Source organism: uncultured Arcticibacterium sp., from assembly GCF_964021845.1.
Lineage (GTDB): Bacteria > Bacteroidota > Bacteroidia > Cytophagales > Spirosomataceae > Arcticibacterium.
The window spans coordinates 520,219-542,658 of the sequence record NZ_CAXHZC010000001.1; the positions used below are offsets into that span (position 1 = coordinate 520,219).

The 22,440-nt window shown below is 36.5% G+C and carries 21 protein-coding genes; 4 read left to right on the top strand and 17 right to left on the bottom strand.

The window, feature by feature from the left end:
- Nucleotides 1-31 precede the first annotated feature (31 nt).
- The 6 genes from uvrC to AADJ06_RS02155 form a co-directional block, all read right to left on the bottom strand.
- Nucleotides 32-1,846 carry an excinuclease ABC subunit UvrC gene (gene uvrC, locus AADJ06_RS02130; RefSeq protein WP_341224745.1) on the bottom strand — a complete coding sequence of 605 codons (1,815 nt, stop codon included), beginning with the start codon at nt 1,844-1,846 and terminating at the stop codon, nt 32-34.
- 95 nt (nt 1,847-1,941) lie between these two features.
- Nucleotides 1,942-2,838, bottom strand: coding sequence for a serine kinase (locus tag AADJ06_RS02135; protein WP_341224746.1), 897 nt, complete (start codon nt 2,836-2,838; stop codon nt 1,942-1,944).
- 13 nt (nt 2,839-2,851) lie between these two features.
- Nucleotides 2,852-3,268 (bottom strand): lasso peptide biosynthesis B2 protein, encoded by a 417-nt coding sequence (locus tag AADJ06_RS02140; RefSeq protein ID WP_341224747.1) that lies wholly within the window; start codon nt 3,266-3,268, stop codon nt 2,852-2,854.
- Nucleotides 3,240-3,512: a PqqD family protein gene (locus tag AADJ06_RS02145; protein WP_341224748.1), complete on the bottom strand. Its 273-nt coding sequence runs from the start codon at nt 3,510-3,512 to the stop codon at nt 3,240-3,242. Before AADJ06_RS02145 ends, AADJ06_RS02140 begins: the two co-directional genes overlap by 29 nt.
- Nucleotides 3,513-3,704: 192 nt before the next feature.
- On the bottom strand, nt 3,705-4,487 hold the full coding sequence (locus AADJ06_RS02150; protein WP_341224749.1) for a DUF3822 family protein: 783 nt from the start codon (nt 4,485-4,487) through the stop codon (nt 3,705-3,707).
- The gene (locus AADJ06_RS02155) at nt 4,480-4,929 is read right to left on the bottom strand and encodes an NUDIX hydrolase (RefSeq protein ID WP_341224750.1); all 450 of its coding nucleotides are present in this window, start codon (nt 4,927-4,929) and stop codon (nt 4,480-4,482) included. The genes AADJ06_RS02150 and AADJ06_RS02155 overlap by 8 nt, the downstream gene beginning before the upstream one ends.
- Before the next feature lie 96 nt (nt 4,930-5,025).
- Here AADJ06_RS02155 and AADJ06_RS02160 point away from each other — a divergent pair, with 96 nt between their 5' ends.
- Nucleotides 5,026-6,441 (top strand): AAA family ATPase, encoded by a 1,416-nt coding sequence (locus tag AADJ06_RS02160; RefSeq protein ID WP_341224751.1) that lies wholly within the window; start codon nt 5,026-5,028, stop codon nt 6,439-6,441.
- Here the strand turns inward: AADJ06_RS02160 and AADJ06_RS02165 are convergent.
- The 10 genes from AADJ06_RS02165 to AADJ06_RS02210 form a co-directional block, all read right to left on the bottom strand.
- Nucleotides 6,438-6,968, bottom strand: a complete 531-nt coding sequence (locus tag AADJ06_RS02165) for a pentapeptide repeat-containing protein (RefSeq protein ID WP_341224752.1) — start codon at nt 6,966-6,968, stop codon at nt 6,438-6,440. The two genes, AADJ06_RS02160 and AADJ06_RS02165, sit on opposite strands and share 4 nt — an antisense overlap.
- Nucleotides 6,949-7,641 (bottom strand): hypothetical protein, encoded by a 693-nt coding sequence (locus tag AADJ06_RS02170; RefSeq protein WP_341224753.1) that lies wholly within the window; start codon nt 7,639-7,641, stop codon nt 6,949-6,951. Before AADJ06_RS02170 ends, AADJ06_RS02165 begins: the two co-directional genes overlap by 20 nt.
- Nucleotides 7,642-7,644: 3 nt before the next feature.
- Nucleotides 7,645-9,018 carry a sugar porter family MFS transporter gene (locus AADJ06_RS02175; RefSeq protein WP_341225649.1) on the bottom strand — a complete coding sequence of 458 codons (1,374 nt, stop codon included), beginning with the start codon at nt 9,016-9,018 and terminating at the stop codon, nt 7,645-7,647.
- A gap of 34 nt (nt 9,019-9,052) precedes the next feature.
- Complete coding sequence (locus tag AADJ06_RS02180; RefSeq protein WP_341224754.1) at nt 9,053-9,934, bottom strand: serine protease; 882 nt, start codon at nt 9,932-9,934, stop codon at nt 9,053-9,055.
- Nucleotides 9,935-10,003: 69 nt separating this feature from the next.
- Nucleotides 10,004-10,540, bottom strand: coding sequence for a hypothetical protein (locus AADJ06_RS02185; protein WP_341224755.1), 537 nt, complete (start codon nt 10,538-10,540; stop codon nt 10,004-10,006).
- On the bottom strand, nt 10,537-11,076 hold the full coding sequence (locus AADJ06_RS02190; protein ID WP_341224756.1) for a hypothetical protein: 540 nt from the start codon (nt 11,074-11,076) through the stop codon (nt 10,537-10,539). The genes AADJ06_RS02185 and AADJ06_RS02190 overlap by 4 nt, the downstream gene beginning before the upstream one ends.
- Nucleotides 11,073-13,760 (bottom strand): hypothetical protein, encoded by a 2,688-nt coding sequence (locus AADJ06_RS02195; RefSeq protein WP_341224757.1) that lies wholly within the window; start codon nt 13,758-13,760, stop codon nt 11,073-11,075. Before AADJ06_RS02195 ends, AADJ06_RS02190 begins: the two co-directional genes overlap by 4 nt.
- 5 nt (nt 13,761-13,765) lie before the next feature.
- Nucleotides 13,766-14,554 (bottom strand): hypothetical protein, encoded by a 789-nt coding sequence (locus tag AADJ06_RS02200; protein WP_341224758.1) that lies wholly within the window; start codon nt 14,552-14,554, stop codon nt 13,766-13,768.
- A gap of 62 nt (nt 14,555-14,616) precedes the next feature.
- Nucleotides 14,617-15,228 (bottom strand): hypothetical protein, encoded by a 612-nt coding sequence (locus AADJ06_RS02205; RefSeq protein WP_341224759.1) that lies wholly within the window; start codon nt 15,226-15,228, stop codon nt 14,617-14,619.
- Nucleotides 15,229-15,486: 258 nt separating this feature from the next.
- Nucleotides 15,487-15,690 (bottom strand): YwbE family protein, encoded by a 204-nt coding sequence (locus AADJ06_RS02210; RefSeq protein ID WP_341224760.1) that lies wholly within the window; start codon nt 15,688-15,690, stop codon nt 15,487-15,489.
- 313 nt (nt 15,691-16,003) lie between these two features.
- Here AADJ06_RS02210 and AADJ06_RS02215 point away from each other — a divergent pair, with 313 nt between their 5' ends.
- The 3 genes from AADJ06_RS02215 to AADJ06_RS02225 all read left to right on the top strand — a co-directional run bounded on the left by AADJ06_RS02215 (nt 16,004) and on the right by AADJ06_RS02225 (nt 21,892).
- Nucleotides 16,004-16,327 (top strand): DUF6660 family protein, encoded by a 324-nt coding sequence (locus AADJ06_RS02215; RefSeq protein WP_341224761.1) that lies wholly within the window; start codon nt 16,004-16,006, stop codon nt 16,325-16,327.
- A gap of 62 nt (nt 16,328-16,389) precedes the next feature.
- Nucleotides 16,390-20,700, top strand: a complete 4,311-nt coding sequence (locus tag AADJ06_RS02220; RefSeq protein ID WP_341224762.1) for a CusA/CzcA family heavy metal efflux RND transporter — start codon at nt 16,390-16,392, stop codon at nt 20,698-20,700.
- A 4-nt stretch (nt 20,701-20,704) separates the two neighbouring features.
- Entirely contained in the window at nt 20,705-21,892 is a 1,188-nt protein-coding gene (locus AADJ06_RS02225) for an efflux RND transporter periplasmic adaptor subunit (protein ID WP_341224763.1), read from the top strand.
- An 89-nt stretch (nt 21,893-21,981) separates the two neighbouring features.
- Here AADJ06_RS02225 and AADJ06_RS02230 read toward each other — a convergent pair whose 3' ends face one another.
- Nucleotides 21,982-22,434: a DUF4920 domain-containing protein gene (locus tag AADJ06_RS02230; RefSeq protein ID WP_341224764.1), complete on the bottom strand. Its 453-nt coding sequence runs from the start codon at nt 22,432-22,434 to the stop codon at nt 21,982-21,984.
- Nucleotides 22,435-22,440 lie beyond the last annotated feature (6 nt).

Here is a 22,440-nt window from a genome sequence, read left to right on the forward strand (position 1 = left end):
ATGAGGTACCAAGTTTTTTTGGTACCTCATTTTAAGAATCTTTCTCAAAAAAATCTCTAATTCTTCGGGTTTTGTCTTTTCCTACTAAGCTAATCAACTCTTCTTCTGTGGCTTTTCTTAGATTTGAAATGCTTTTGAAGTGATTTAGAACTTTGGTGGCTGTAGGTTTTCCTATGCCATCAATAGATTCTAAGCTACTGTTAATAAAAGCTTTACTTCTTCTGTTTCTGTGATGTGTGATACTAAAACGGTGAGCCTCATCTCTACAGCGTTGAATTAACTTCAGGGACTCAGATTTTTTATCAATATAGAGCGGTAAGCTATCTTCTGGGAAGTAAATTTCCTCCAATCTTTTTGCAATACCAACTATTGGAATTTTTCCATAAATGCCTAAATCTTTAAGTGCTGAAACGGAAGCTGAAAGTTGACCTTTTCCTCCATCTATCACAATGAGGTTTGGTAAATCTTCTTTCTCTTCTAACAGTCTTTTGTACCTTCTGTAAACCACCTCACGCATGGTGCCAAAATCATCAGGCCCTACTATAGTTTTGGGAATATAATGACGGTATTCTTTTGTGCTAGGTTGGCCATTTCTAAAAAGCACCATGGCGGATACGGGGTTGGTTCCCTGAATGTTAGAGTTGTCAAAACACTCAATATGCCTTGGGAGCTCTTTAAGTTGCAAGTCCTGCTTTAGTTTAATTAAAACTCGGTCACGCCTATTAGTAGCACCACTTTTGGCAATAGCCTCTCTTTCTGCTTTTTCATGACGGTAATACATGACGTTTCTTAAGCCCATCTGAATAAGCTTCTTTTTATCGCCAATTTTAGGAACTACTACCTCAGCTTTTAGGTCGGTGTCAACTTCTATATTACTGAAAATCTCTTTGGCCTGACTGTCATATTTTAATCGAATTTCAAACATGACCTTCTCCAAAACCTCATCATCTGGCTCTTCTAGTTTTTTCTTTACCTCAAGTGTTTGGGTTTGAATGATGGTACCATTGCTAATTTTTAAATAGCAGACATATGAAGCATCAGAATCAGACTGGATGACAAAAACATCGGCGTCTTTTATAGACGGGTTTACCACGGTAGCCTTCGCCTGATAGTTGCTAAGGAAATCTTGTTTTTGTTTATATTCATGAGCTTTCTCAAATTCTTGATTAAGAGCGGCTTCTTGCATTTTTCTTAGAAAATACTCTTTAGCTGGGGCAAGGTTACCCTTAAGTATATTATGAATCTGGTCTATCTCATGCATGTAATCAGCCTCTGTTTGTAAGTCTTCGCATGGGCCAAGACAGTTGCCAATATGGTATTCTAAACAGAGCTTATATTTCCTGGCGGCTACATTTTCTTTTGACAGATTATACTTACAGGTTCGTATGGTATAAAGCTGAGTAAACATGTCTAGTAGAGCATGCATAGCTTTTACATTAACGTAAGGCCCATACATTTTTCCGCGTTGCTTATCTTCTATTCGTCTCGTTTTAATGAGCCTTGGAAAGCGTTCGCGAGTGACACATAGATAAGGATACGTTTTATCGTCTTTTAGTAAGATATTGAATTTTGGCTGAAGTTCCTTAATCATGTTATTCTCTAATAAAAGAGCTTCCCATTCTGAAAGAACTACAGTATATTCTAACTTTCTGATGGTTAAAACAAGCCTCTTAGTTTTTCTATCGGCACGGTCAAAATTATAAAAGTAGCTGCTTATTCTATTTTTTAGGTTTTTAGCTTTACCAACATATATTATGGTATCGTTTTCATCAAAGTACTTATAAATCCCTGGCTCACTAGGGAGCAAAGGGATTTTAGACTTATAATCAAATTTGATGTTTGCCATACTTACTTAATACCAAAAGTTTTCTTAATTAAATAAGAGAAAACCTTGCTTAAAAAGTTCAAAAAGTGGTTTTAAGAATATAGAACAGGTGGCAGTTACTTAGCTTCATACTCGCCTGTCATGTTTTTAACAAAAGTATCTAATGCATCAAAGCCATTAGGCCTATTAAATTTAATTATTTTACTCATTAAAGATAGCTTAACGGCAGACTTGAAATGGTTGGCATGAATAAGGCCTCTTAATATTTGATGCGGTAAGGGAAAATGCTTGAGTAGCTCAATCGGAACATTTAGCATATTTAGCGGCTCTGAGTTTTTCTCTAGCGTAAGTATATTTATACTTTTTAGTTCACAAGGAGTGGTAGGAAAACTGTCAAAGTCTTGAGAGACAAGGTATTTTTTGTTTCCCTCAAAAGATGGTCGGAGCAGAGATGGTTCCACATTTAGACCTTCTACCGTGTTGTCCCATATTTTGAATTGTGGAAAGGCAGGAGTAAGCATAGGCTTTTCACCTTCTAAATCGATAGCTACCAAATCATCTGTTAGAATAGTTTGGTTATTTTTCCAAAAAGCAGTTGCTGTTGTAGATTTACCTGCTCCTGGTTCTCCTACAAAAACATGTGCATACTTGCCAATTAAAACGGCACTGCCATGAAGCAAGAATATGTTTCTTTGAAGTAGTAAAATTCCAATGGCCTCACTAAGGATAAACAGCTTTAAAGTTTGTTGGTCATCACCTAGTTGCTGGTATAGAAGCTCTTTTCCTGCACTAATTTGACATCTTATTATACCATCCCAATTAAGTATTACGGTTTTATCTTTGAAAGCTATAGAAGCCTGAACCCCTTTTCTAAAAACATTCGTGAACTCAAAATCTTCTTCGGGAATAACAGCTTTCTTTATTGTAACATTAGGTTTTTCGCTGCTCGGCTGAAGCATGTCAGAAAAATCAATATCGGCGTTTATATGTAGTCCGAAGGCTAAGTAATTCAATTTTGTTGCTGTTTTATTCCCAAATCCAAAGTGGCAGGTAGTCAAAGTTAGGAATTTCTCCAATAAGAAACTCACCTTTTCGCTCTACCCATGCATGAGCATCTAAATTTGTGGTTGTGCTTGGTTGAATACCTATAATTAATTTGCTGTCTTGGAATTGTTTCTTAAAACACAAGGCTTGTGGTAAGCAACTGAATGTTTGAGGTCGTATAGATGCGAAACGTTTTATTGCTAATTTATAGATATCTTCTGGGAATTTAGCTTTTGACCTACTACTTATAGCTTTGTAGTATTTTTTGAAGCTTTGGAATTTTAAAACCCGTAAGGCTACCGTAATACGTAGCATATTCCAAGCTGCGTGATAAAATGCCTTTTTCTCATCTGATGGAAGTGTGCCCAGTTTATTTAACTTCCTCCACAAGTCCTTCATTAATTAGATCATCTAAAAGGGTGTTTAAATCTGAGCTACATTCTTCTTTAGCTACATCAAAGTTCTCTAAAACTTCACTGATTAAAAGTTCTTTACTGGCTTCTTTTTCTTCTAATATTTTCCAAACAAAAGTACCTACTTCATTTAAGGAGTAATAGCTTCCTTTTTCATGATTAAGTATAACAGACTCTCCTGATAAGGAAGTGGAGACTTGTTTTTCTGTTAGCTTATATGTTTTATTCATTTAGTGTTTTACTTAAGATTCGCAGTTTATTACTCCCTTGGTTATCAAATATGGCAAAAGAACGTATAAGGTCAAACCCTTTATTAAAAAAAAGAAAAAACCAGCCCAACCCAGCTTTTTGAGATACTTAAACCATTTCTTATTTTGGATATTTTTAAACATACTGTATTTTCAGAATTTACTGAAAGTTTCTTATGAGTTGAATATAATGAAATATCTAAATCCTGCTATTTGAGAAAAGTCTGCTGAAAGCCTAATGTTAGGTTTTAGTAAAGCTTTTTTTGCGTGATTTATTTGGTTTGTTAATTGATTAAACTCTGTAGCATATTCAGTTATCTCACCAATTAAAAGTAAATTCCCTATAAGTTTACTTTTATCTATTTTTTTCCAATCTAAGGTATAATAGCAATTTAATTGTGGTTTGCTATATGTAATATGGCAGCCTTTCCCATCAAAAAGTAAATAAGTTTCTTGTTCGCTATTTATAGGGAGAAGACTTTCTGCTAGTTTAATGCTAATCTTTTTTTCATTATAAAACTTAAAAAGGAAATCAAGTTGTTCATTATTGGCTTGAAAAATAATTGAGTTTTGGTCAATTTTGGAAAAAAGAATAGTGGAATCTTCATCAGTAGTTCCATAAAGTGTTTCCCAAACTTTACTTGCCAGCTCAGCATCTATTTCACCAGGTACCACAGTCTTTTTGGTAGCATGCAGAATAACTTTTATGGTCTTCCAAAATCTAGCTGATAGATAAGGATGCTCATTAAAAATGGACTTAATAAATTCATTTTGAGTTTGATTTACTGGGTACTGAAAATCTTCTAAACTAATGAATGTGCCCTTATCCTTAACAGCAAACCTAAAATAGGTAGCTCCAATCTCAATACAGAGGTCATACTGCTCTATGTTTTCTATAGAAAACCTTTCTGGTTTGATGAGTAAAACTGGTTCAATATATCCGATATCTTCAATCAATATTCAAGTACTTTAAGAGGAATTTGGGTTTACAATCCTTGTCTAAATTTTCAAAGTCGTTTCGGCTAAACCAACCTAATTGGCTCAAAACCAAAACCTCTTCTGGATCATGACCTAACTTTGCATTTCCTGCGATTTTTTCTACTTCAAAGTAGTATTCAATGGCGTGTAATGGCGACATTATGTATTGATTCAAATATAAAAGTTTCCCAACCTTTATTTCTAAACCAGTTTCTTCCTGAAATTCACGTTTGAGAGCCATTTTAAGGCTTTCCCCTAGCTCTATGCCTCCGCCAGGTACATTCCAAAAATAGTCTTTTTTGCCTATTCCGTCATGCTTTAGCATTAAAATTTTACCATCCTGAATTAAGACACCGCAGGTTCGTACTCTTATCTTGTTTCCGTAGTGTTGATGGACTTGCTCTTTGATATTTGAGGGCATTTAGTCTTAACTTTTGCTCAAAATTAGCGTATTTCGTGCCTACATCAATGAGCAAATGTCAATAAAGAGGCACTAGGCTTTAATTAAGAAACGCTTATGGCTGAAGAAATACCAAAACCGTCAGAATTACTACAAAAGAAATTTAAGTTTGAACCTACCAAAGGACAGTTAAGGCTGTTTGAATTAATGGATACTTTCTTGGTAGATGAAGATAAAGACCGGTCAATTTTTGTATTAAGAGGATATGCTGGTACAGGGAAAACCACCTTTCTAAGTTCTTTAATGAAGGTTTTACCTAAATTTGGATGGAAGTCAATATTAATGGCTCCTACGGGTAGAGCGGCTAAAGTAATGGCGAGCTACTCTAAACGCCAAGCTCAAACTATTCATAAGAAAATATACAAACAAAAGGAGGACTCTTATACCGGAAATTTTGCTTTTGAGTTGCAGAAAAACAATGCAGAGGGAGTTCTTTATATTGTGGATGAGGCATCTATGATAGGGGATAAGCGAGAGTTTGGAAAAGACAGCTTGTTGAGTGATTTAATAAAATATGTTTTTGATGGAACTGGCAATAAATTGCTCCTGATTGGTGATGAGGCTCAGCTGCCACCTATTGGTATGGAATACAGCCCAGCCTTAAATATTGAGCACCTTGAAAATCAATACTTTGCTGATGTCATGGGTGTCTCTTTGACCGAGGTTACAAGGCAGCAAGAAGGTTCAGGGATTTTGGTGAATGCCACTAAAATTAGAGAAAATATTGGAGAGCAAAATCCATCAATGAAGTTTCAAACTAAAACTTTTAAAGATATTTTCAGAATGACTAGTGAGCGTATCGAAGATGGTTTGCGATACGCTTATGAAAAGTATGGGCAGCAGAATACTATTGTGATTACGAGGTCAAACAAAAATGCTGTTCAGTATAATCAGTACATCAGAAATAGAATTCATGGCTACGAAAACGAGTTAGAAAATGGTGATATGCTGATGGTGGTTAGAAATAATTACACCGTTCTTGGAGAAGAATCTGAAGCTGGTTTTATAGCCAACGGAGAGTTTACCGAAGTGAAACGCTTAGGTAGGGAAGAAGAGATGCATGGTTTTAGATTTCAGCATGTCACGCTTCAGTTGGTAGATTATCCAAACGACCCTGAGTTTGACACCATGATACTTTTAGATACATTAAACTCTAATTCGCCAACGCTCACAAGGGAAGAAAATAAAGAGCTTTATGAGTCTGTTCTTAAAGATTATTATTGGGTGAAAACCAAAAAAGAAAGGTCTGAGCTATTAGCTGCAGACCCTTATTTAAATGCTCTTCAAGTGAAATATGCCTATGCTTTAACCTGTCATAAGTCGCAGGGTGGGCAGTGGGATGCAGTCTTTGTAGACCAAGGTTATATTCCCAATAACCAGATTGACTCAGATTATCTGAGGTGGCTTTATACTGGGCTTACCCGTGGTGTGAAGGAGGTTTTTTTAGTGAACTTTAATGGAATGTTTTACTAGGATATTTTTAACTGAAACTGAGATAAAAAGCTCAAAACCTCAGGATAGGAAAATTTGGCACCTTTTACTTTGTTTTGAGTTAATTCAAAATAATAATTGCTTGCAGTTTTAAAGTCGGCTTGACGTAAGTCACAATTGGTGAAAGTAGAACCCGAGAGCTCCGTGTCTTTGAAGACTACTTTTTGCAAATCACAAGTTTCAAAATCACATTCTCTAAGAGAACTTGATTTAAAACTGATGTCTTGTAGCTTTTGGTTTCGGAAGCTACAAACTTGTAAAATACTGTTGTCAAAATGCATTTCAGTTAGGAATATACTCAAAGAAGAAAAGTCGACACCGGTGAATTTACAATCTACAAATAAGACATTTTGAAGCTTGGTCCCGTAAAAGTTTACATTGGTGAATTTGCACGAGTGAAAAACACAGTCCTCAAAATTATAATCCAAAATTTGGGTTCTGTCAAACTCTAAATTTTCAAATTCTTCTTCTTCAAAAGTTCTTTGCGAACTATTCCTGAAACGTTCCATTGCTTAAGTTAAATATAAATTCTTGCTTATTTTCTTCAATTGTTTTCTCGCCATGTTCTTCCATTTCTATAAGTTCTTGTTTCAAAGAAATGAGTAATTGATTTTCTTTCTGATATGACTCCAAAATGGACTCAAAAGCCATTGGAGGGTCTATAACATTATAAATTGAACCAATTTGAATAGAACTTTTTAAGGTTTCTTTTTCATATAAGGAAAGAAAAATGTCTATACCGTGGTAATAGGGACATGCCTCATAAGAACTATATTTGATAAACCATAGTTCGACTTTTTCTTTTGAATTTTGTTGCAATTTCTTAAGCAGGTACGCCTCAGCGTTTTGCAAAAATCCAATGTCCATTTTTGTTAAGTAATCTTCGTAAAGACCATTCTTCTTTAGCGAATCTATTCTTAAAAATTCGGGAATGGCTTTATAGAAATGCCCATCAACTGTAAGAGGATTTAGTTTGGAAGAAAGAAATGCTACAGTTTCTCCCGATAGTTCTGCTTGAATTTCAACCTGCTGAGAGAGTTCATGAAGGAAAGCAGAATCTATCTTCGGGATGGCATTTGATAAAGACTCTTCTTTTTCAACCCCATTCTTTTCTAGAACCTTGTTTTCTGAACAACAAGATGTTAGATACAAGCCAATTAACAGTGTGAGTAGGCCTTTCAATGCTTACTTTTTTACTAGTTTCTTTTGCAATTCCTCTAAAGAAATACCTTTGGTTTCTGGCATCATTTTCCAAACAAATAGGAGCTGTAATATCATCATGAAAGTGAAGATAAAGAACACAGCTGATGCTCCAATACTCCCGAATAAAAATGGAATCATAGAAGGTATGGCCGCCGCTAAAATCCAGTGAACACTACTTCCGAAAGCTTGTCCATCTGCTCTCAAATGATTAGGGAAAATTTCTGCAATAAATACCCATATTACGGTTCCTTGACCAATGCCATGGGCGGCAATGAAAAGGAAAAAGAAAATAGGAATAGAAAGCCCCTGCCAACCTTGCATAAAGGCTATGGCCACTAAAGAAAGGGAAATAATATAACCAAAAGAACCCCAATACATGAGTTGTCTTCTGCCTGCCTTGTCAATTAGAGACAGACCAAGATAGGTGAAAATAATATTGACAACACCTATGCCTACACTACTCAAAAGAGCCGACTCTTCGCCTAAACCAGCCAATTCGAAAATGCGTGGAGCAAAATATAAAAAGGCGTTAATTCCTGAGAATTGATTGAAAAAAGCCATTAGAAAGGCCAAAATTAAAGGGAAACGGTATTTGGAAGCATAAATGCTTTCTGATTTTGAAGAAGAAACCATGTCTTCTTTTATTGCTTTTATTTGAGCAGTAGTTTCTTCTTCTGTTAAAGTAACTCTAAGAATTTCTGCTGCCGCGACCTCATCATTTTTATGGCTTATAAGCCATCTTGGGCTTTTAGGAACACCAAAAACTAGGAGGGAATAAATAAGGGCTGGTACTGCTTCTATACCTATCATCCATCGCCAGGCTTCATGTTCAACACCGCTAAGAAGGAAGTTTGATAAATAGGCTACCATGATGCCAAAAACTATATTGAACTGATAAAGAGCAACCAGTTTTCCTCTTTTTTTGGCAGGTGCTATTTCTGCTATATACGTAGGTGCAGCTACAGTAGAGGCTCCTACGCCTAAACCACCAAGAAGTCTGAAAGCAGCAAATACCCAAGGGTCTGTGGCCAAAGCTGAGCCTAAGGCAGAAACTAAAAAGAATATTCCAATAAGAATCAAGGTTTGTTTTCTACCTAATTTTTCTGTTGGAATTCCTCCAAAAATAGCTCCTATAACTGTTCCCCAAAGTGCCGATGAGATTATAACAAAGCCATGAAAAATGTCTCCTTTGTTCCACAGTTCTTGTAAAGATTGGTCAGCTCCAGAAATCACTACGGTGTCAAAGCCAAATAGGAAGCCTGCCATGGCCACGGTAATGGACCAATAAAAGAGTTTGTTAGCATTCATTAATGATAGATGTAGGGTTAAAAAAATAGACCCTCCGAAATAGGGCAGAGGTTCTTTATAGCACTAATATAGTATTTAATGCTTAATCTGCTTCCTGAAAACTTACCTTATGCAAACGAAGGAAATCTTTAATGACATTGACATGGACACATTCTCCTAGGTGAAGAAAAGAATAATTGTTTACCATTTTGTCTTCACCATCTACTTGGATGGGCTTGTTTTCTAGGTCAAAACCAAGATGCAAATGTTTGGTACGTGACTGCATGCCGTATATTATCCCGTTTTGGTCAAAAAGAGGGCCACCGCTTTGACCTCTAAGGCCAGGTGTACTGAGTTCAATGCCGGCTATTTCGCCCTTATTATCTCCTATAAAGCGTGTTATCATGCCGTCAATTGGGAACTGAGGTGACTTATTAACTCCTTTTTTTGTCCATTCTATTTCATCTTTTGTTTTGTTAAATCTGAAATTTGAAAATTCGGGAAAGGGGTAGCCTAAACGGCAAAGACTTTTACCTTGTTTTATTTCTCCAGACGTTTTTTTGAAAACTGGGAATGTGTTTACGTTGAGCTTTGAAAAACCGTTGAACTTCAAAATGGCTAAGTCGTGCTCTGAATGGGTATGAATGGTCAAGTTTTGAATGCCATCTGCACAATTGATAAACTTAGTTTTGAAATCAATCAGGCTTTTTGTGTGATAGCCAAATTTCTTTTGAAGTTCATTTTGAAGGCCTCTTGAGGTAGGGCTTTGAGATAGTTCGCCCTTGTACTTTTTATAGGTTTGATTTACATTATTAGCATTTATCAAAACATCTGCCACATGTTTGCAGGTAAGTGCATAACCCTCATCATTAACAAAAAACAAAGTAGCTGCACCAGGGATAATTTTATCAGAACTATACTTTCTTACAATAGTATGTAGGGCTCTAGTAAATCCAGAAGCTGTTTCTATGGCATTTATGAACATGGGAAATGTGTTTATATTTTTGGAAATATAAGCAGTTCAAAGTCATTTTTAAGTTAAACTATGATTTTCCTAAAGACCAATGAAGGTGTAAAGAACATCGGTAGAATAGGTTTTGGTAGGAATGAGTACACTTAAGCCACTTATTTTGTATTGAATAGGAATATCTTGATAACGAGCTCTGCCTGTAAAAAATGTGGTAGGTACTACCGTTAGGCTTTGGTAGTTTTCTCCACCATTAATCCTAGGAGAAATAATGGTAAGGCCTAAGCCCAAACCCGTTGATAAAGATGAACCGGTGCCGTCTCCTGATCGTCTAAGGGCCAATTCTAAATTCGGGTGCCAGTTAACTACAGAGGTCATACTAGCTTGTACCGTCCAGTTAAATAAAGGTGGTAAAAGTGCAGAAAGTATAGGGGTAACGTCCATTTCACTTTGATTTACTAGACTTTCAATGCTAAAATCGGAAGCATAGTCTATACCAGCCTCTGTTACTGAACTAGCGTCAATGCTTGGTACCCAATCAGTTCCTGTTACGGTTAACTGAGCTTTTGATGTATTGCAAGCAAAACTTATGAATATGACCACTATACATTTAAGTAATTTCATATGTTTTCTATGATGGTAAAGGTGATGCCAATATTTCCGGAGTCTGTTGATTTTAATTGAGACATATTTGTCACATCTAATTTATAATCAATAGCATGACCCGACTCTGAGCCAGTACCTGTAAAGGATGAACCAATGTTAGAAATGATATCAACCTGGCCGGTTTGTGGAATTTCTACTTCACCTAAACCTACCCCTAATTCGCCACTTCCAGTGCTACTGTTATACACTACCAAATAGAATTTTGTACCTGCTGGTATGGTGCCGTAGGTTTTTTCAGCTGTAATTTTTCTGGTAGCCAGTAAAGGTAAGGCAGATGTATAAATGATTCTTTTTGCGGTTGGTAGCACTGTTGATAAATTCATACTACCGGCTTCTCCGGGAAGGTCTAAACTTAATGAAATATCAGAATTGTCTGGCTCTATCCTTATCAGGGCAATTTCGGGCAAGGTAAACTCACCAGTAAACTGACCCAACTGAGCAAAAATACTCTGTTGAATGGTTAGCAAAAATGATATGATTATTAGTTTTTTCATATTTCTGAAAGCACAATTATGCCTTCTTGGAAGCGTATTCTTTTCTTTTTTTCGGCTAATTGGAACGTATATGAGGTATCTTCTCCTATTCTTACCGCCACGGTAGATTCGTGATTTTTAATACTAAAGTTCCTACTTATCTGTTTTGAGATAATTCTTATGGCATATTCTTCTTCTTTTAGGCGAGCAAAACTAAAATTTCCCTTATCATCTGTAGTAGTAAGTTTTGAGAAATGGTCATTATAGAGCTCAATTAGAACGTTCTCAAGATTTATTTTCTTGGTAGTATTTTCATCTTTAAGAACTATGGAACCTGAAAGTTGGCCAGTTTTTATAGATTGCATTACCAGTCTTTTAGTAGTATCGGGTATTACTTCTACTATCAAAGGCCATTTAGTGTCAATGGTATTGTTTAAACCCATTGATGATTTATCAAGAGCAAGGTTATATTGCCCAGCCATGACATCGTTCAATCTAAACTCCCCATTACGGTCTGTAATTACTTTTTGACCATTAAAGTTAAATACCACACCCTCTTTTTTTTCTCCTTTGATTTGGCCAACCAGAGAGCCAAGGCCTTTCTTTTTTGAAATAGGTGTGTTTAGTCTAATAGTATATTTGGCTGAGAGTAGAAGATTTTTATTGAAATGTAAAGCTGAATTCAGGCTATATATACCAGTTAAAGCTAGAGAGTGGTTTTTAAAATCAAACTTTAGTCTTGCGTTTAATAGGTCTCTACTAGTGTAAAGCTCTTCCAAGTTATAGTTGTTTCTATAATTCAGTCTGAAATTAATATAGTTCCTAAAAGAGTATGCAATGTTGCCACCATAAAAAATATATTGGTTCTCTTTGTTGGTGCTGGTTTGATACTTAGTGGTTTGTAAATATTCACTAAAAGCTCCTAGGCTAAAACTCTTTTTAAATGCGTAGTTAAAACTTATATTTCCTCTGTATAGCTGGTCATATACTTTGCTTTTGTCAGTAGTGAGAAGTAAGTTTTGAGTTTCTCCCAAATCTCCATCTAGTCTTAGATTTAAGTTCTTGATAGTGCTTTTGTATCTTAACCTTAGAATTTTTTCTTTAAAATGAAAAGACTTAGAGTTTTGCCTATCTTCTCGTTCGGTCATTATACCGAAAAAGTTAATTCTATTATTATTATTTATGCTATAGGATATTAAGGCGGTATTATTATCAGAGTATGGCGAAGTGGTAAATATTAAACTATCTAAACTTGGGTTAGTTTGATTAATGGCTTTAGTAAAGGAAATGCCTAATTTTCTAGAGAATTGATAATTTATAGCATTAGAATTTAAGTATCCGTCGTTATAAAAGCCATAGTAATTTTTAGCGGCCTTTATAAAGTTGGAGCTGAGAACTAGTTTATTCAGTCTAAGATATCCAGCGTTTTGAAATGCGTATGAGATATTTCCATTTGTTACTGAAATACTTCCTTCTGTCTCTAGGGTAAAGTTTGATTTAATTAATTGACTTTTTACGTTATAAAAATCAGTATTTAAGTTTTCTCCAAAATAAGTATGCTCTTTTCTCAAAAAAAGCGAGCTAAGGTTGTAATACGGATTAAACTCTTTCTTTAGACCTATCCCATATTCTTTTTTTATGCTGGCATAAAACCGAGGCTCTAAGTAAAATGACTTTATTTCAAGTTTACCAAACTTTTGGGCCACAGTAATTCCTCTTCCAAATCTGGAGTTTTCTGTTAACAAAGATAGGTTAAAAGACTGGTCGCCAAGTTCTATTCTAAATTTGTCATTGTTATAGCCAATAAAGTATTGGTCTGTAAAGCCGTAGCTGGTTAGCTTATAGTTATTTGGACCACGAGCTATAAATTCAAGCCTATGTTTTTGTTTATCATCTAAAAAACCTTTGCCATTTATGTCAAAAGACATTTGTCCAAATTTTCTTGAGGTAGTTGAAAACTGATTGTATAAGACACTCGCATTTATAGGAAACCTTAAATAGGGGTCATTTCTCTTGTTAGAATTTATTAGGTATGGAATACTGAAGGAAGAGGTCTTAGGAACAGGATTTTGACCAAGATAAGCACTTAAATCGAAAGAGATGTTTTTTATGCCATTAGTATAAATAGGTAAAGTATTAGAAACCTTAACTGCTCTACTTTCTCCTACTCCTAACTGAAAATTCCTGTCGCCTTGGATGTCACCACTACGGCTTTTAAGCCATACTGTTTCCTTAGAGTTTCCATTATTTTTGATGACGTATGATATGTCTTTTTTTATTGAGCCATCAATATATTCTGGTTTGTTTACATTGAAGATCTCAATGCTGGAGAATTTTAAAAGTTTGATAGATGCCTTTGTACTTGCGATTATTTTGTTTTTTTCTATTAAATGAATGCCAAATTCATAGATGCTACTTTCGGCAGTATCGTCGTTTTGAAGTGCAAAGAAGAATTGGTTGGCAATACCTTCCGTTAAAAATGTCGGATTCGATTTAGTAATAAGTTTGAAACCAGGAGGAACATCAATCTTGACAGAAACATTTTCATAATCTCTTGGCACATCTGTAATTTTTACAAAAAAGACTTTTTTGCTAAAGTTTTCTACCTCAAAAATCTTGTTTTCGGAATTTAATACATGGAGATTTTGTCCCCATAAAGGGAAATTTATCAGGAAAAGAATTAATATTTTAGCTGCTGTTTTCACCTTTGTTAAAGTTCCAAGTCAAGATTGACTCCAATAGCCTCATTTTCAAATTCAGCAAAAAGAACAGCCTTGTAATTTCCTTTTGCTAAGCTGCTTAGGTCAATGTTAACTGTTTGGCAGTTTTGAGGATAAACATTTCTTGGAAGGATACTTACTTTTTTTGCTTCGTTTCCTTCTTCGTTAAAAATCTGTAATTCCATTTTAGGAAATACCAAGAAATCTCCTTCATTACTAAGCGTAACCTTAATCACCCTGTTTTGATTTTGGTCTTTTCCCAGTTTAATGTCAGTAAACTTTAAGCCGTTAGTTTTCTCTATTCCTACATTACCAATTACTTGAATGGCATATCTAATTTTAGAACCAATCTCTAAACCGGGTGTTTTTCTGTCAATGGCGATAGGTTCTTCTACTTCTACCATAATCAAAGACCAGAGCGAGCCATCTTCTAGTTTGTTTTTAGAAATATCTATTTCATAGATGATTTCATATTCTTGATGAGCGTCTAGTGTAATGTCTTTATTATCTACATTAATGTATGGAAACAAAGAACCAAAGTTTTCTCCTGGTTCAGTATAATTCACAGTACCATTACACTCTATAGATAGGTCGTTAAAGTAGACTTTGACTCTTTGGACCTTGTCTCCAGTATTGGCTATTATTATAGAACCTTTTTGCTTTCCAGTATTATTTATGTAATGTAAGTGTGTAAGACCATTTTTTATTATGACAGCTGCCTTACTGCAAGTAAGTGATAGAAGAAAAAATGCTGATATTAGGAAGAGTAGCTTTTTCATAAGTGTATTAAAAACGAAACCTTCTTTCTTAAATAAATAAGAAAGAAGGTTTTTTTTGAAAATTAAAGGATGGTATCGTCTGATAGGGTGTAGGTAACCACTACGGTTTCCGTACCATATCTTAAAGCAGCGTATGTGCTTCCGGTTTTTTGAGTGGCGGTATAAGTAAGTTGATGTCCTTTATCAACACCATCTTCAGTGTAAGCTGAACCAATTCCCGTAATCAAGTCTTGATCTAACAATGAAAGCGTAACTCCACCTACCACTGGAATACCAACTTGGCCATCACCAGTAGTGCATAGACCTGCTGATACTTTAAGGTCTGCTGGGAAAGTAGCAAGAGCAGCAGAAGCCTTAACGGTCACTTTTCTAGAAGAAGTTAATAGACCTCCTAATCCTAGACCGTCATCTAGCTCGCCCACTATAGAAGAGTAGTTTAACCATACTTCGTCATTAGTTATGCTACTAAAGTCTAATGCATCTCCGGCCTCTGTAGGGGCATCAGGAGATAGGGAAATATCCACGCCCCCGGTTCTCTCTAAATCAAGAAGGGCAACTTCGGGAATAACAAAGCCAACATTGTGACCTGCTTCATCGGTGTCTTGTGCTAGTGCTGTTTGGCTAATAGTGCCAACTAGCATGATTGATAGTACTGATAGTAATGTCTTTTTCATTTTAAGTTTTATTAGATTCTAGTTAATTTACTACTAAATCAGGTACAATTTGTATGCCAAAACAGTGAAATATTGGAGGAATCTTATTATTTGCCAATTGTTCTAACTATCTGTAAATGAATATCTTATAGACGTATATTCTTGATAGTTAGTCTACGGAATGGGGAGACTGATAGCCATAATTCAGGTACGAACGTCCTTATTGACTATATAAATTTTTGTTGTTTCTAGTGTGTGTTTTTGTGTAAATACCTCTATTTAAGTACTTTGTGAGTAAATCTTCTTGATTCTTCCTACTTCACCAGTTTCTAGTAAGACCTTTATTCCGTGTGTATGCTTAGCTGCTTTAGTTAAAATTCTTTTAACAAAGCCCGTTGTAAGCTCTCCAGATCGTTGGTGATGTTTTTGTACTATATCAACTTCAATTCCTACTGCTACGTTACTCCTTAATTGTCCATCCATCTTTTTACAGGAATTTTTTATTAGACCAGATTCATTTGTTCAAAAATAATAATCTTATAAATTCTATTACTGCTTTTTAAAAATTTGCTTACAAAAAATGGTGTTCATCTAGCTGAATGTTTTTTTTCATAAACGCATTAAATGTTATTTAAACACTTGATTTTCAAAGGAATTTTAGTGGGTGTTTTCATTAAGTAAGGGATGTGAGAAGACTTTCTTTCTTCTTTTACATTTAGAGAGCTTTTTGATTTTATAAATCAAAATGACTTTGCAAACCTGTTGCAAAGTTTTTTCATTTACTTTTACGGTATAAATGAGGCTAACCACTTTCATATTATCTATTTCGGTACTCTTGATGGCTATTATGCCATGCGGAGACGATTTCCTATTGTCTGTTAAAGGAAATGTGGAAGGAGCTAGGTTAGTAGACAGGACACATCAACATCAAGATGGTGAAGAAGATGATTGTAGTCCTTTTTGTCTTTGTCAATGCTGCGGCTCTTCATTTGCTTTTGATTTAAGTCTGGTACCCCTTAAACTTTGGGAGTTTACCACGTATTCTTATAGCTTTAATTATTCTTTTAATTACACCGGCGATTTCTCTGTTGGTGTATGGCATCCGCCTACCCAGTCCTAAAGTATCATGGGCTCACTACGCCCAAACATTTCTTTTTAGGACTTCTATAATTAATCACATTTATGTTCGATAAGATAATTGCTTATTCGGTACAGAATAAGTTTGTAATAGGGCTTTTTATGCTTGCCCTGAGCGTTTGGGGTGTTTACTCTATTCGCCAAATCCCCATTGATGCCGTACCAGACATCACTAATAATCAGGTGATGATTATTACCACTTCGCCTACCTTGGCTACACAAGAAGTGGAACAGTTTATCACCACGCCTATAGAGCTATCGCTCCAAAACCTTCAAAACACAGAAGAAATTCGGTCAATTTCAAGATTCGGTTTATCTGTTATTACGGTGGTTTTTGAAGAAGATTATGATATCTATTTGGCCAGACAGCTAGTAGGAGAGAGCATAAAAGAAGCTCAACAAAACATTCCCGAGAGTTTGGGTACACCTGAATTGGCACCTATTTCCACCGGCTTAGGAGAAATTTACCAATATGTGGTATTACCTGAACCTGGTTTTGAAGAGAAGTATTCGCTGTCTGAATTGCGTAGTATTCAAGATTGGATAGTGAAAAGGCAACTTTCAGGCATTCCTGGTGTGGCGGAGATAAATTCGGCAGGAGGTTTCTTGAAGCAGTATGAAGTAGCTGTAAATCCTAGTCTTTTAAAGGCTATGGGGATTAATATAACAGATGTTTTTGACGCTTTAGAAAATAGCAATGAAAATACAGGCGGTGGCTACATAGAAAAAAATGAGAGTACCTATTATATAAGAACAGACGGTATTGCTGGTTCACTTGATGATGTGGGAAATATAGTAGTGACAGAAAAGAACCATATTCCAGTACTGATAAAGGATGTAGCCAAAGTCCAGTTTGGCAAAGCACTTAGATATGGTGCCATGGTAAGAGACTCTGAAGAGGTAGTAGGAGGAAAAGTGATGATGTTTAAAGGGGCAAATGCTGCCGAGGTAACAGAGCTAATCAAAGAGCGTGTGCTTCAAATTCAAAAGTCGCTGCCAGAAGGAGTAAAAATAGAACCTTATTTAGTTAGGGATAAATTAGTCAGCACCGCCATCGGAACTGTAGAGAAAAACCTTATAGAAGGTGGGCTAATTGTTATTTTCATTTTGGTCATTCTATTAGGGAACTGGCGTGCAGGACTTATTGTGGCATCGGTTATCCCGTTTGCCATGCTTTTCGCTATTTCCATGATGAATTTGCTGGGCATCTCTGCCAATTTGATGAGTCTAGGAGCCATTGATTTTGGTTTGATAGTAGACGGGGCAGTTATTATTGTGGAGTCCATTGTCCATCGTTTACACGTTGGTTTTGGGAATAGACGGCTCACCCAAGCTCAAATGGATAGTGAAGTAATATCTTCTTCTCAGAAAATAAGAAGCTCGGCAGCCTTTGGTGAGATAATTATACTGATGGTTTACATACCTATTTTGGCTTTAGTGGGTATAGAGGGTAAAATGTTTAAACCTATGGCACAGGCCGTCATGCTGGCCATTACAGGAGCATTAATACTCTCACTCACCTATGTACCTATGATGTCGGCTCTTTTTCTGAGTAAACAAGTAAGTACTAAAAGAACACTGGCAGATAGAATTATAGATTTCTTTCAAAAGTTATACGCTCCAATTTTAGATTTAGCCCTGCGTTTCAAAACACTCTTCGTTGGCTTCACTGTAGTCTTGTTTTTAGGAAGTTTGTTTATGTTCTCCAGAATGGGTGGAGAGTTTATTCCAACCTTAGAAGAAGGAGATTTAGCTCTTCAACAAATTTTACCCCCAGGTAGCTCATTAACACAGAGCGTGGAAACCGCTAAAATTATTCAATCAAAATTATTAGCAGAGTTTCCCGAAATAGAAGACGTGGTACTCACTATTGGCTCGTCTGAAATACCCACCGACCCAATGCCCGTAGAAGTGGGTGACTACACACTGGTAATGAAACCAAAATCAGAATGGACGTCGGCTAGTAATAGGAAAGAAATGTTTGAGAAAATTGACGCTTCATTATTGGATATTCCGGGCGTAGCCTATGAGTATTCGCAGCCTATTCAGCTTCGTTTTAATGAACTCATGACTGGTACAAAGGCTGATATTGCTATAAAACTCTTTGGAGATGACCTTGATGTGCTTTATGGAAATGCCAAAGAAGCAGAAAAACTGATAAGCAAGATAGAGGGCGTAGGAACTATTAATGTAGAACAAACGGTAGGCATGCCACAGATAATTATTGATTATGATTACGCAAAAATGGCTCAATATGGGTTAACGGTCAAAAATGTAAACCAAGTGATAAGAACTGCTTTTGCTGGTGAAAAAGCAGGTGTAATATATGAGGGTGAAAAAAGGTTTGACTTGGTGCTAAGACTAGACCAAGAAAACAGAACGGGGATAGAAGATGTATTGAACCTCTTTCTCACGCTAGCTAACGGTAATCAAATACCACTAAATGCTGTAGCGGGTATATCGTTGAAAGACTCGCCGATGCAAATTTCTAGAGAGAATACGAACAGGAGAATTGTGATTGGTGTGAATGTGGGAGACACCGATGTAGAAACATTAGTAGGGAGGATTCAAAGCAGTTTAGATGCGAATATGAAATTGCCGTCAGGCTATTATTTTACTTATGGCGGGCAGTTTGAAAACCTAAAAGAAGCTAATGCCAGACTTGCGGTGGCTTTGCCTTTGGCACTTGCCATGATTTTTGTTCTCTTGTATTTTACGTTTGGTTCTATGGCTCAGGCGGGTCTGATTTTTACGGCTATTCCGCTTTCCGCTATTGGTGGCGTATGGGCACTACAGTTAAGAGGTTTGCCTTTTAGTATATCTGCAGGCATTGGCTTTATCGCTCTTTTTGGTGTGGCAGTGCTAAATGGAATAGTGCTCCTTGGTTATTTTAATCAGCTAAAAAAAGAAGGTATGACCAACGTTTTAGATAGAATCATAGAAGGTACTAAAGTAAGGTTAAGACCAGTTTTGATGACAGCTGCGGTGGCGTCTTTTGGTTTTTTGCCTATGGCAATTTCAACTTCTGGGGGTGCGGAAGTGCAGCGTCCTTTAGCTACGGTGGTTATTGGTGGCTTAATTACGGCTACTTTCTTGACCCTAATTATTTTGCCAATTCTTTACTACTGGTTAGAAAAATGGAATGAGAAAAAACTAAAGGTTTCACCTTCAAAATTGACAATGGTTCTTGTACTGTTTTTGAGTACTTCTTTTGCTAGTATGGCTCAAAACAAAGAAGTAGACTTAGAAACGGCTATCAATATGGCCATCCAAAATCACCCAGAAATACGAGCGGCAGATTTGGGAATAGAGCAGAGTAAGTCTTTGCAACATTTGAAATACAATCCTGGTAATACAGATTTTAACTTTCAGGCAGACGCCATCAATGAAAAGGCTTTTGGGCAACAGGTTAATCAACTGGTGGTGAAACAAAATTTTCAAAACCCGAGTGTATTTAAAGCAAATAATAGGCTTTACGATGAATTGGCTGCTCAAGAGATTTTGAGTAAAGAGCTCTCTGTGGCTTCCTTAAAAAGAAATGTACGTGTACTTTTTTATCAAATTCAGTTTAAAAAGAATCTACTTGGCCTTTATGAAAACCAGATAAGAATTTATCAAACCTATCAAAAAGTGGCTAAAAATAGGTTAGATGCTGGTGCGTCAAACTCTATGGAGTTGTTAAATCTAAAGGCGAAAAGTGCTGAATACACCCTGCTACAAAGTCAAACGGTGCTGGAGGTTGAAAACTTGGAAAAGGCCTTACAGCTTCAGCTAAACAGTGAAGAGTCATTAAGCACCGCTCTAGAGAATGAGGTTTTGACATACAGCACTTTTGACTTAGAAAGCATTCCGAGGGTTCAAATTAGAAAACAACAAGCTTTAATAGTAGGAACACAGGCCGACTTGTTAAAATCAAGTTTGAAACCTGATTTTCATGTAGGCTATGCGGCACAAAACTATTTTCAAGGTGGATGGCTGAGTGGGGCACAGGCAGGAATTAGCTTGCCAATTTTTAACTCGGCTATCAGGAAGAAAATTGAAGCTAATAAAATAGCTGTTAAACGTGCCGAACAGCATGTTTCAAGCGAAACTCTCAAGTTACAAATAGAAATAAACGCTGCTCAGCGAGCCATACAGGTTTATGAAAAGGGGCGGGCTTTTTATAAAGAGCAGCTAGAAACGCTCAATCCAGAAATGATTAGGGTGACACAATTAAACTATGAAGCTGGCGAGCTTCCATATTTAGAACTTTTAAATACGCTGCAAGTTTCTGCCAATACCCAAAAGGCTTACTTAGAGCAAGTTTGGGCTTTGAATCAGGCGGTTGCCAATTATCAATACCTTACAAATCAATAAGAAGATGACGAATTATATAAAATATTTATTGCTAGCTAGTGGTTCTATTTTGACTGCTTGCAGCACCGAAAAAAAAGAGAAAGAAACCCTAAACACCGAACTTGAAAATGTTTCGGAGATTGCACCGCATGGCGTTGCGTTAACCGCCAGTCAGATGAAAACCATTGGTTTGGAAACGGGAGGACTTGTTAGCATGAAAGTAAATGGTTTTGTGAAAGCTTCTGGTATGCTTGGTTTGCCGCCAAATGCTTATTCGTCCGTTACGGCCAAAGCCGCAGGAATTATCAAAGGAAATAATAAATACGTGGAAGGAAATTACTTGAAGAAAGGAGTGGTAATAGCTTACATAGAAAATCCAGACTTTATCATAAAACAGCAGGAATACCTAGAAGCCAAGGCACAGCTAAGACTTAAAGAGCAAGAAAAAGAAAGACAGCAATCTCTCTTTGATGCAGCAGCGGGTGTGACTAAAACCTTAGAAAATGCCGAAGCTGAAAGAGCTGTTTTAGAAGCAAAGTTTATGAGTTTAGGAAAACAGCTTTCCTACTTAGGTATTCCTGTAGAAAAACTTACACCAAGTACTATCAGTCAAAGAATACCGCTGATAGCTCCAATGAGTGGTTATATCACTAAGATTAGTATGCATAATGGCATGTATGCCGACCCCACTGCCTCCCTAATGGAAATAGTGGCTGATGACCATCTTCATCTTGAATTAGATGTTTTTGAAAAAGATATAGCTTCTATAAAAGTGGGGCAGGAGATAAGCTATTCTGTACCTGCTATGGGAAATAAGAAGTATGAAGGTGAGGTGAGCGTGATAGGAAAAGAGTTTGACCAAGAAACTAAAACGGTGCGAGTTCACGGTCATTTGCACGGAAGTAAGCCACCATTTTTAAAAGACCTTTTTATCAATGCTAAAATCTGGTTAAATGACATGACCGTAGAAGGGCTGCCAGAACAAGCGGTTTTAAAAGAAGGTAATGAGTCTTTTGTTTATCTGGTAACATCCAGAAATGAAGAAGGCAAAGCCGAATTTAAAAGGTTCTTGGTGGTTCCTGGAGCTGTAAATGAAGGAAGTATGGCGGTCAGTTTTATAGAGCCATTGCCAGAAAACGCCGAGATAGTAACTAAAGGAGCTTACTATGTACTAGCTCAGTCTAAAGCAGGTGAGATAGGGGATGAGCATTAAGAGGAGCGACAAGGACAGAAATTAGGCAAAAGAAAGAGACCGTCGATGTGGCGGTCTTTTTCTTTTAAATGCTATTTCAGAACTAAGTTCTAGTTGACTTTAGGAACCAAGACACCATCAGCAACAAAGGTTAAGGCTATTTCTGGTTCCGTAATAGACATAATTTCGGCTTTGGTTTTGCCAGCATCAGCAGCGTAATGTCTGAGTTCCGAAACACTAGTTTCTGTAACTTCGGGCTTCCCTTTAAATACTACTTTAGTTCCTGCTAGGTTTTTAGGTACAAAGAACCCGTAATCTTTAAAAGTCACACGCATGGTTTCGCCATTATCTAGGTTTACAGTCATCCAGCAGCCCTTGGCTTGGCAAACAGCATTTACCTCACCTTCTACTTCTAAGTTGGCTGTGTTTGATAAGTCAAGCTTTTTTAAGGCCACGGCTTCCGTTGGTGAAGTTTTGATAAATGCTTCTCCGTACGTTTTAAAGTCCTGGGCGAAAACGCTCAATGAACTACAAAAGGCAATAACTAGTACTAATTTTTTCATATCTAT

What these genes read in the sequence shown, in the direction of transcription:
- AADJ06_RS02185 (WP_341224755.1), bottom strand. Translation starts at nt 10,540, where the DNA reads ATGAAATTACTTAAATGTATAGTGGTCATATTCATAAGTTTTGCTTGC.
- AADJ06_RS02230 (WP_341224764.1), bottom strand. Translation starts at nt 22,434, where the DNA reads ATGAAAAAATTAGTACTAGTTATTGCCTTTTGTAGTTCATTGAGCGTT.
- AADJ06_RS02215 (WP_341224761.1), top strand. Translation starts at nt 16,004, where the DNA reads ATGAGGCTAACCACTTTCATATTATCTATTTCGGTACTCTTGATGGCT.
- AADJ06_RS02225 (WP_341224763.1), top strand. Translation starts at nt 20,705, where the DNA reads ATGACGAATTATATAAAATATTTATTGCTAGCTAGTGGTTCTATTTTG.
- AADJ06_RS02190 (WP_341224756.1), bottom strand. Translation starts at nt 11,076, where the DNA reads ATGAAAAAACTAATAATCATATCATTTTTGCTAACCATTCAACAGAGT.
- uvrC (WP_341224745.1), bottom strand. Translation starts at nt 1,846, where the DNA reads ATGGCAAACATCAAATTTGATTATAAGTCTAAAATCCCTTTGCTCCCT.
- AADJ06_RS02140 (WP_341224747.1), bottom strand. Translation starts at nt 3,268, where the DNA reads ATGAAGGACTTGTGGAGGAAGTTAAATAAACTGGGCACACTTCCATCA.
- AADJ06_RS02145 (WP_341224748.1), bottom strand. Translation starts at nt 3,512, where the DNA reads ATGAATAAAACATATAAGCTAACAGAAAAACAAGTCTCCACTTCCTTA.
- AADJ06_RS02210 (WP_341224760.1), bottom strand. Translation starts at nt 15,690, where the DNA reads ATGGATGGACAATTAAGGAGTAACGTAGCAGTAGGAATTGAAGTTGAT.
- AADJ06_RS02155 (WP_341224750.1), bottom strand. Translation starts at nt 4,929, where the DNA reads ATGCCCTCAAATATCAAAGAGCAAGTCCATCAACACTACGGAAACAAG.
- AADJ06_RS02200 (WP_341224758.1), bottom strand. Translation starts at nt 14,554, where the DNA reads ATGAAAAAGCTACTCTTCCTAATATCAGCATTTTTTCTTCTATCACTT.
- AADJ06_RS02160 (WP_341224751.1), top strand. Translation starts at nt 5,026, where the DNA reads ATGGCTGAAGAAATACCAAAACCGTCAGAATTACTACAAAAGAAATTT.
- AADJ06_RS02205 (WP_341224759.1), bottom strand. Translation starts at nt 15,228, where the DNA reads ATGAAAAAGACATTACTATCAGTACTATCAATCATGCTAGTTGGCACT.
- AADJ06_RS02180 (WP_341224754.1), bottom strand. Translation starts at nt 9,934, where the DNA reads ATGTTCATAAATGCCATAGAAACAGCTTCTGGATTTACTAGAGCCCTA.
- AADJ06_RS02220 (WP_341224762.1), top strand. Translation starts at nt 16,390, where the DNA reads ATGTTCGATAAGATAATTGCTTATTCGGTACAGAATAAGTTTGTAATA.
- AADJ06_RS02165 (WP_341224752.1), bottom strand. Translation starts at nt 6,968, where the DNA reads ATGGAACGTTTCAGGAATAGTTCGCAAAGAACTTTTGAAGAAGAAGAA.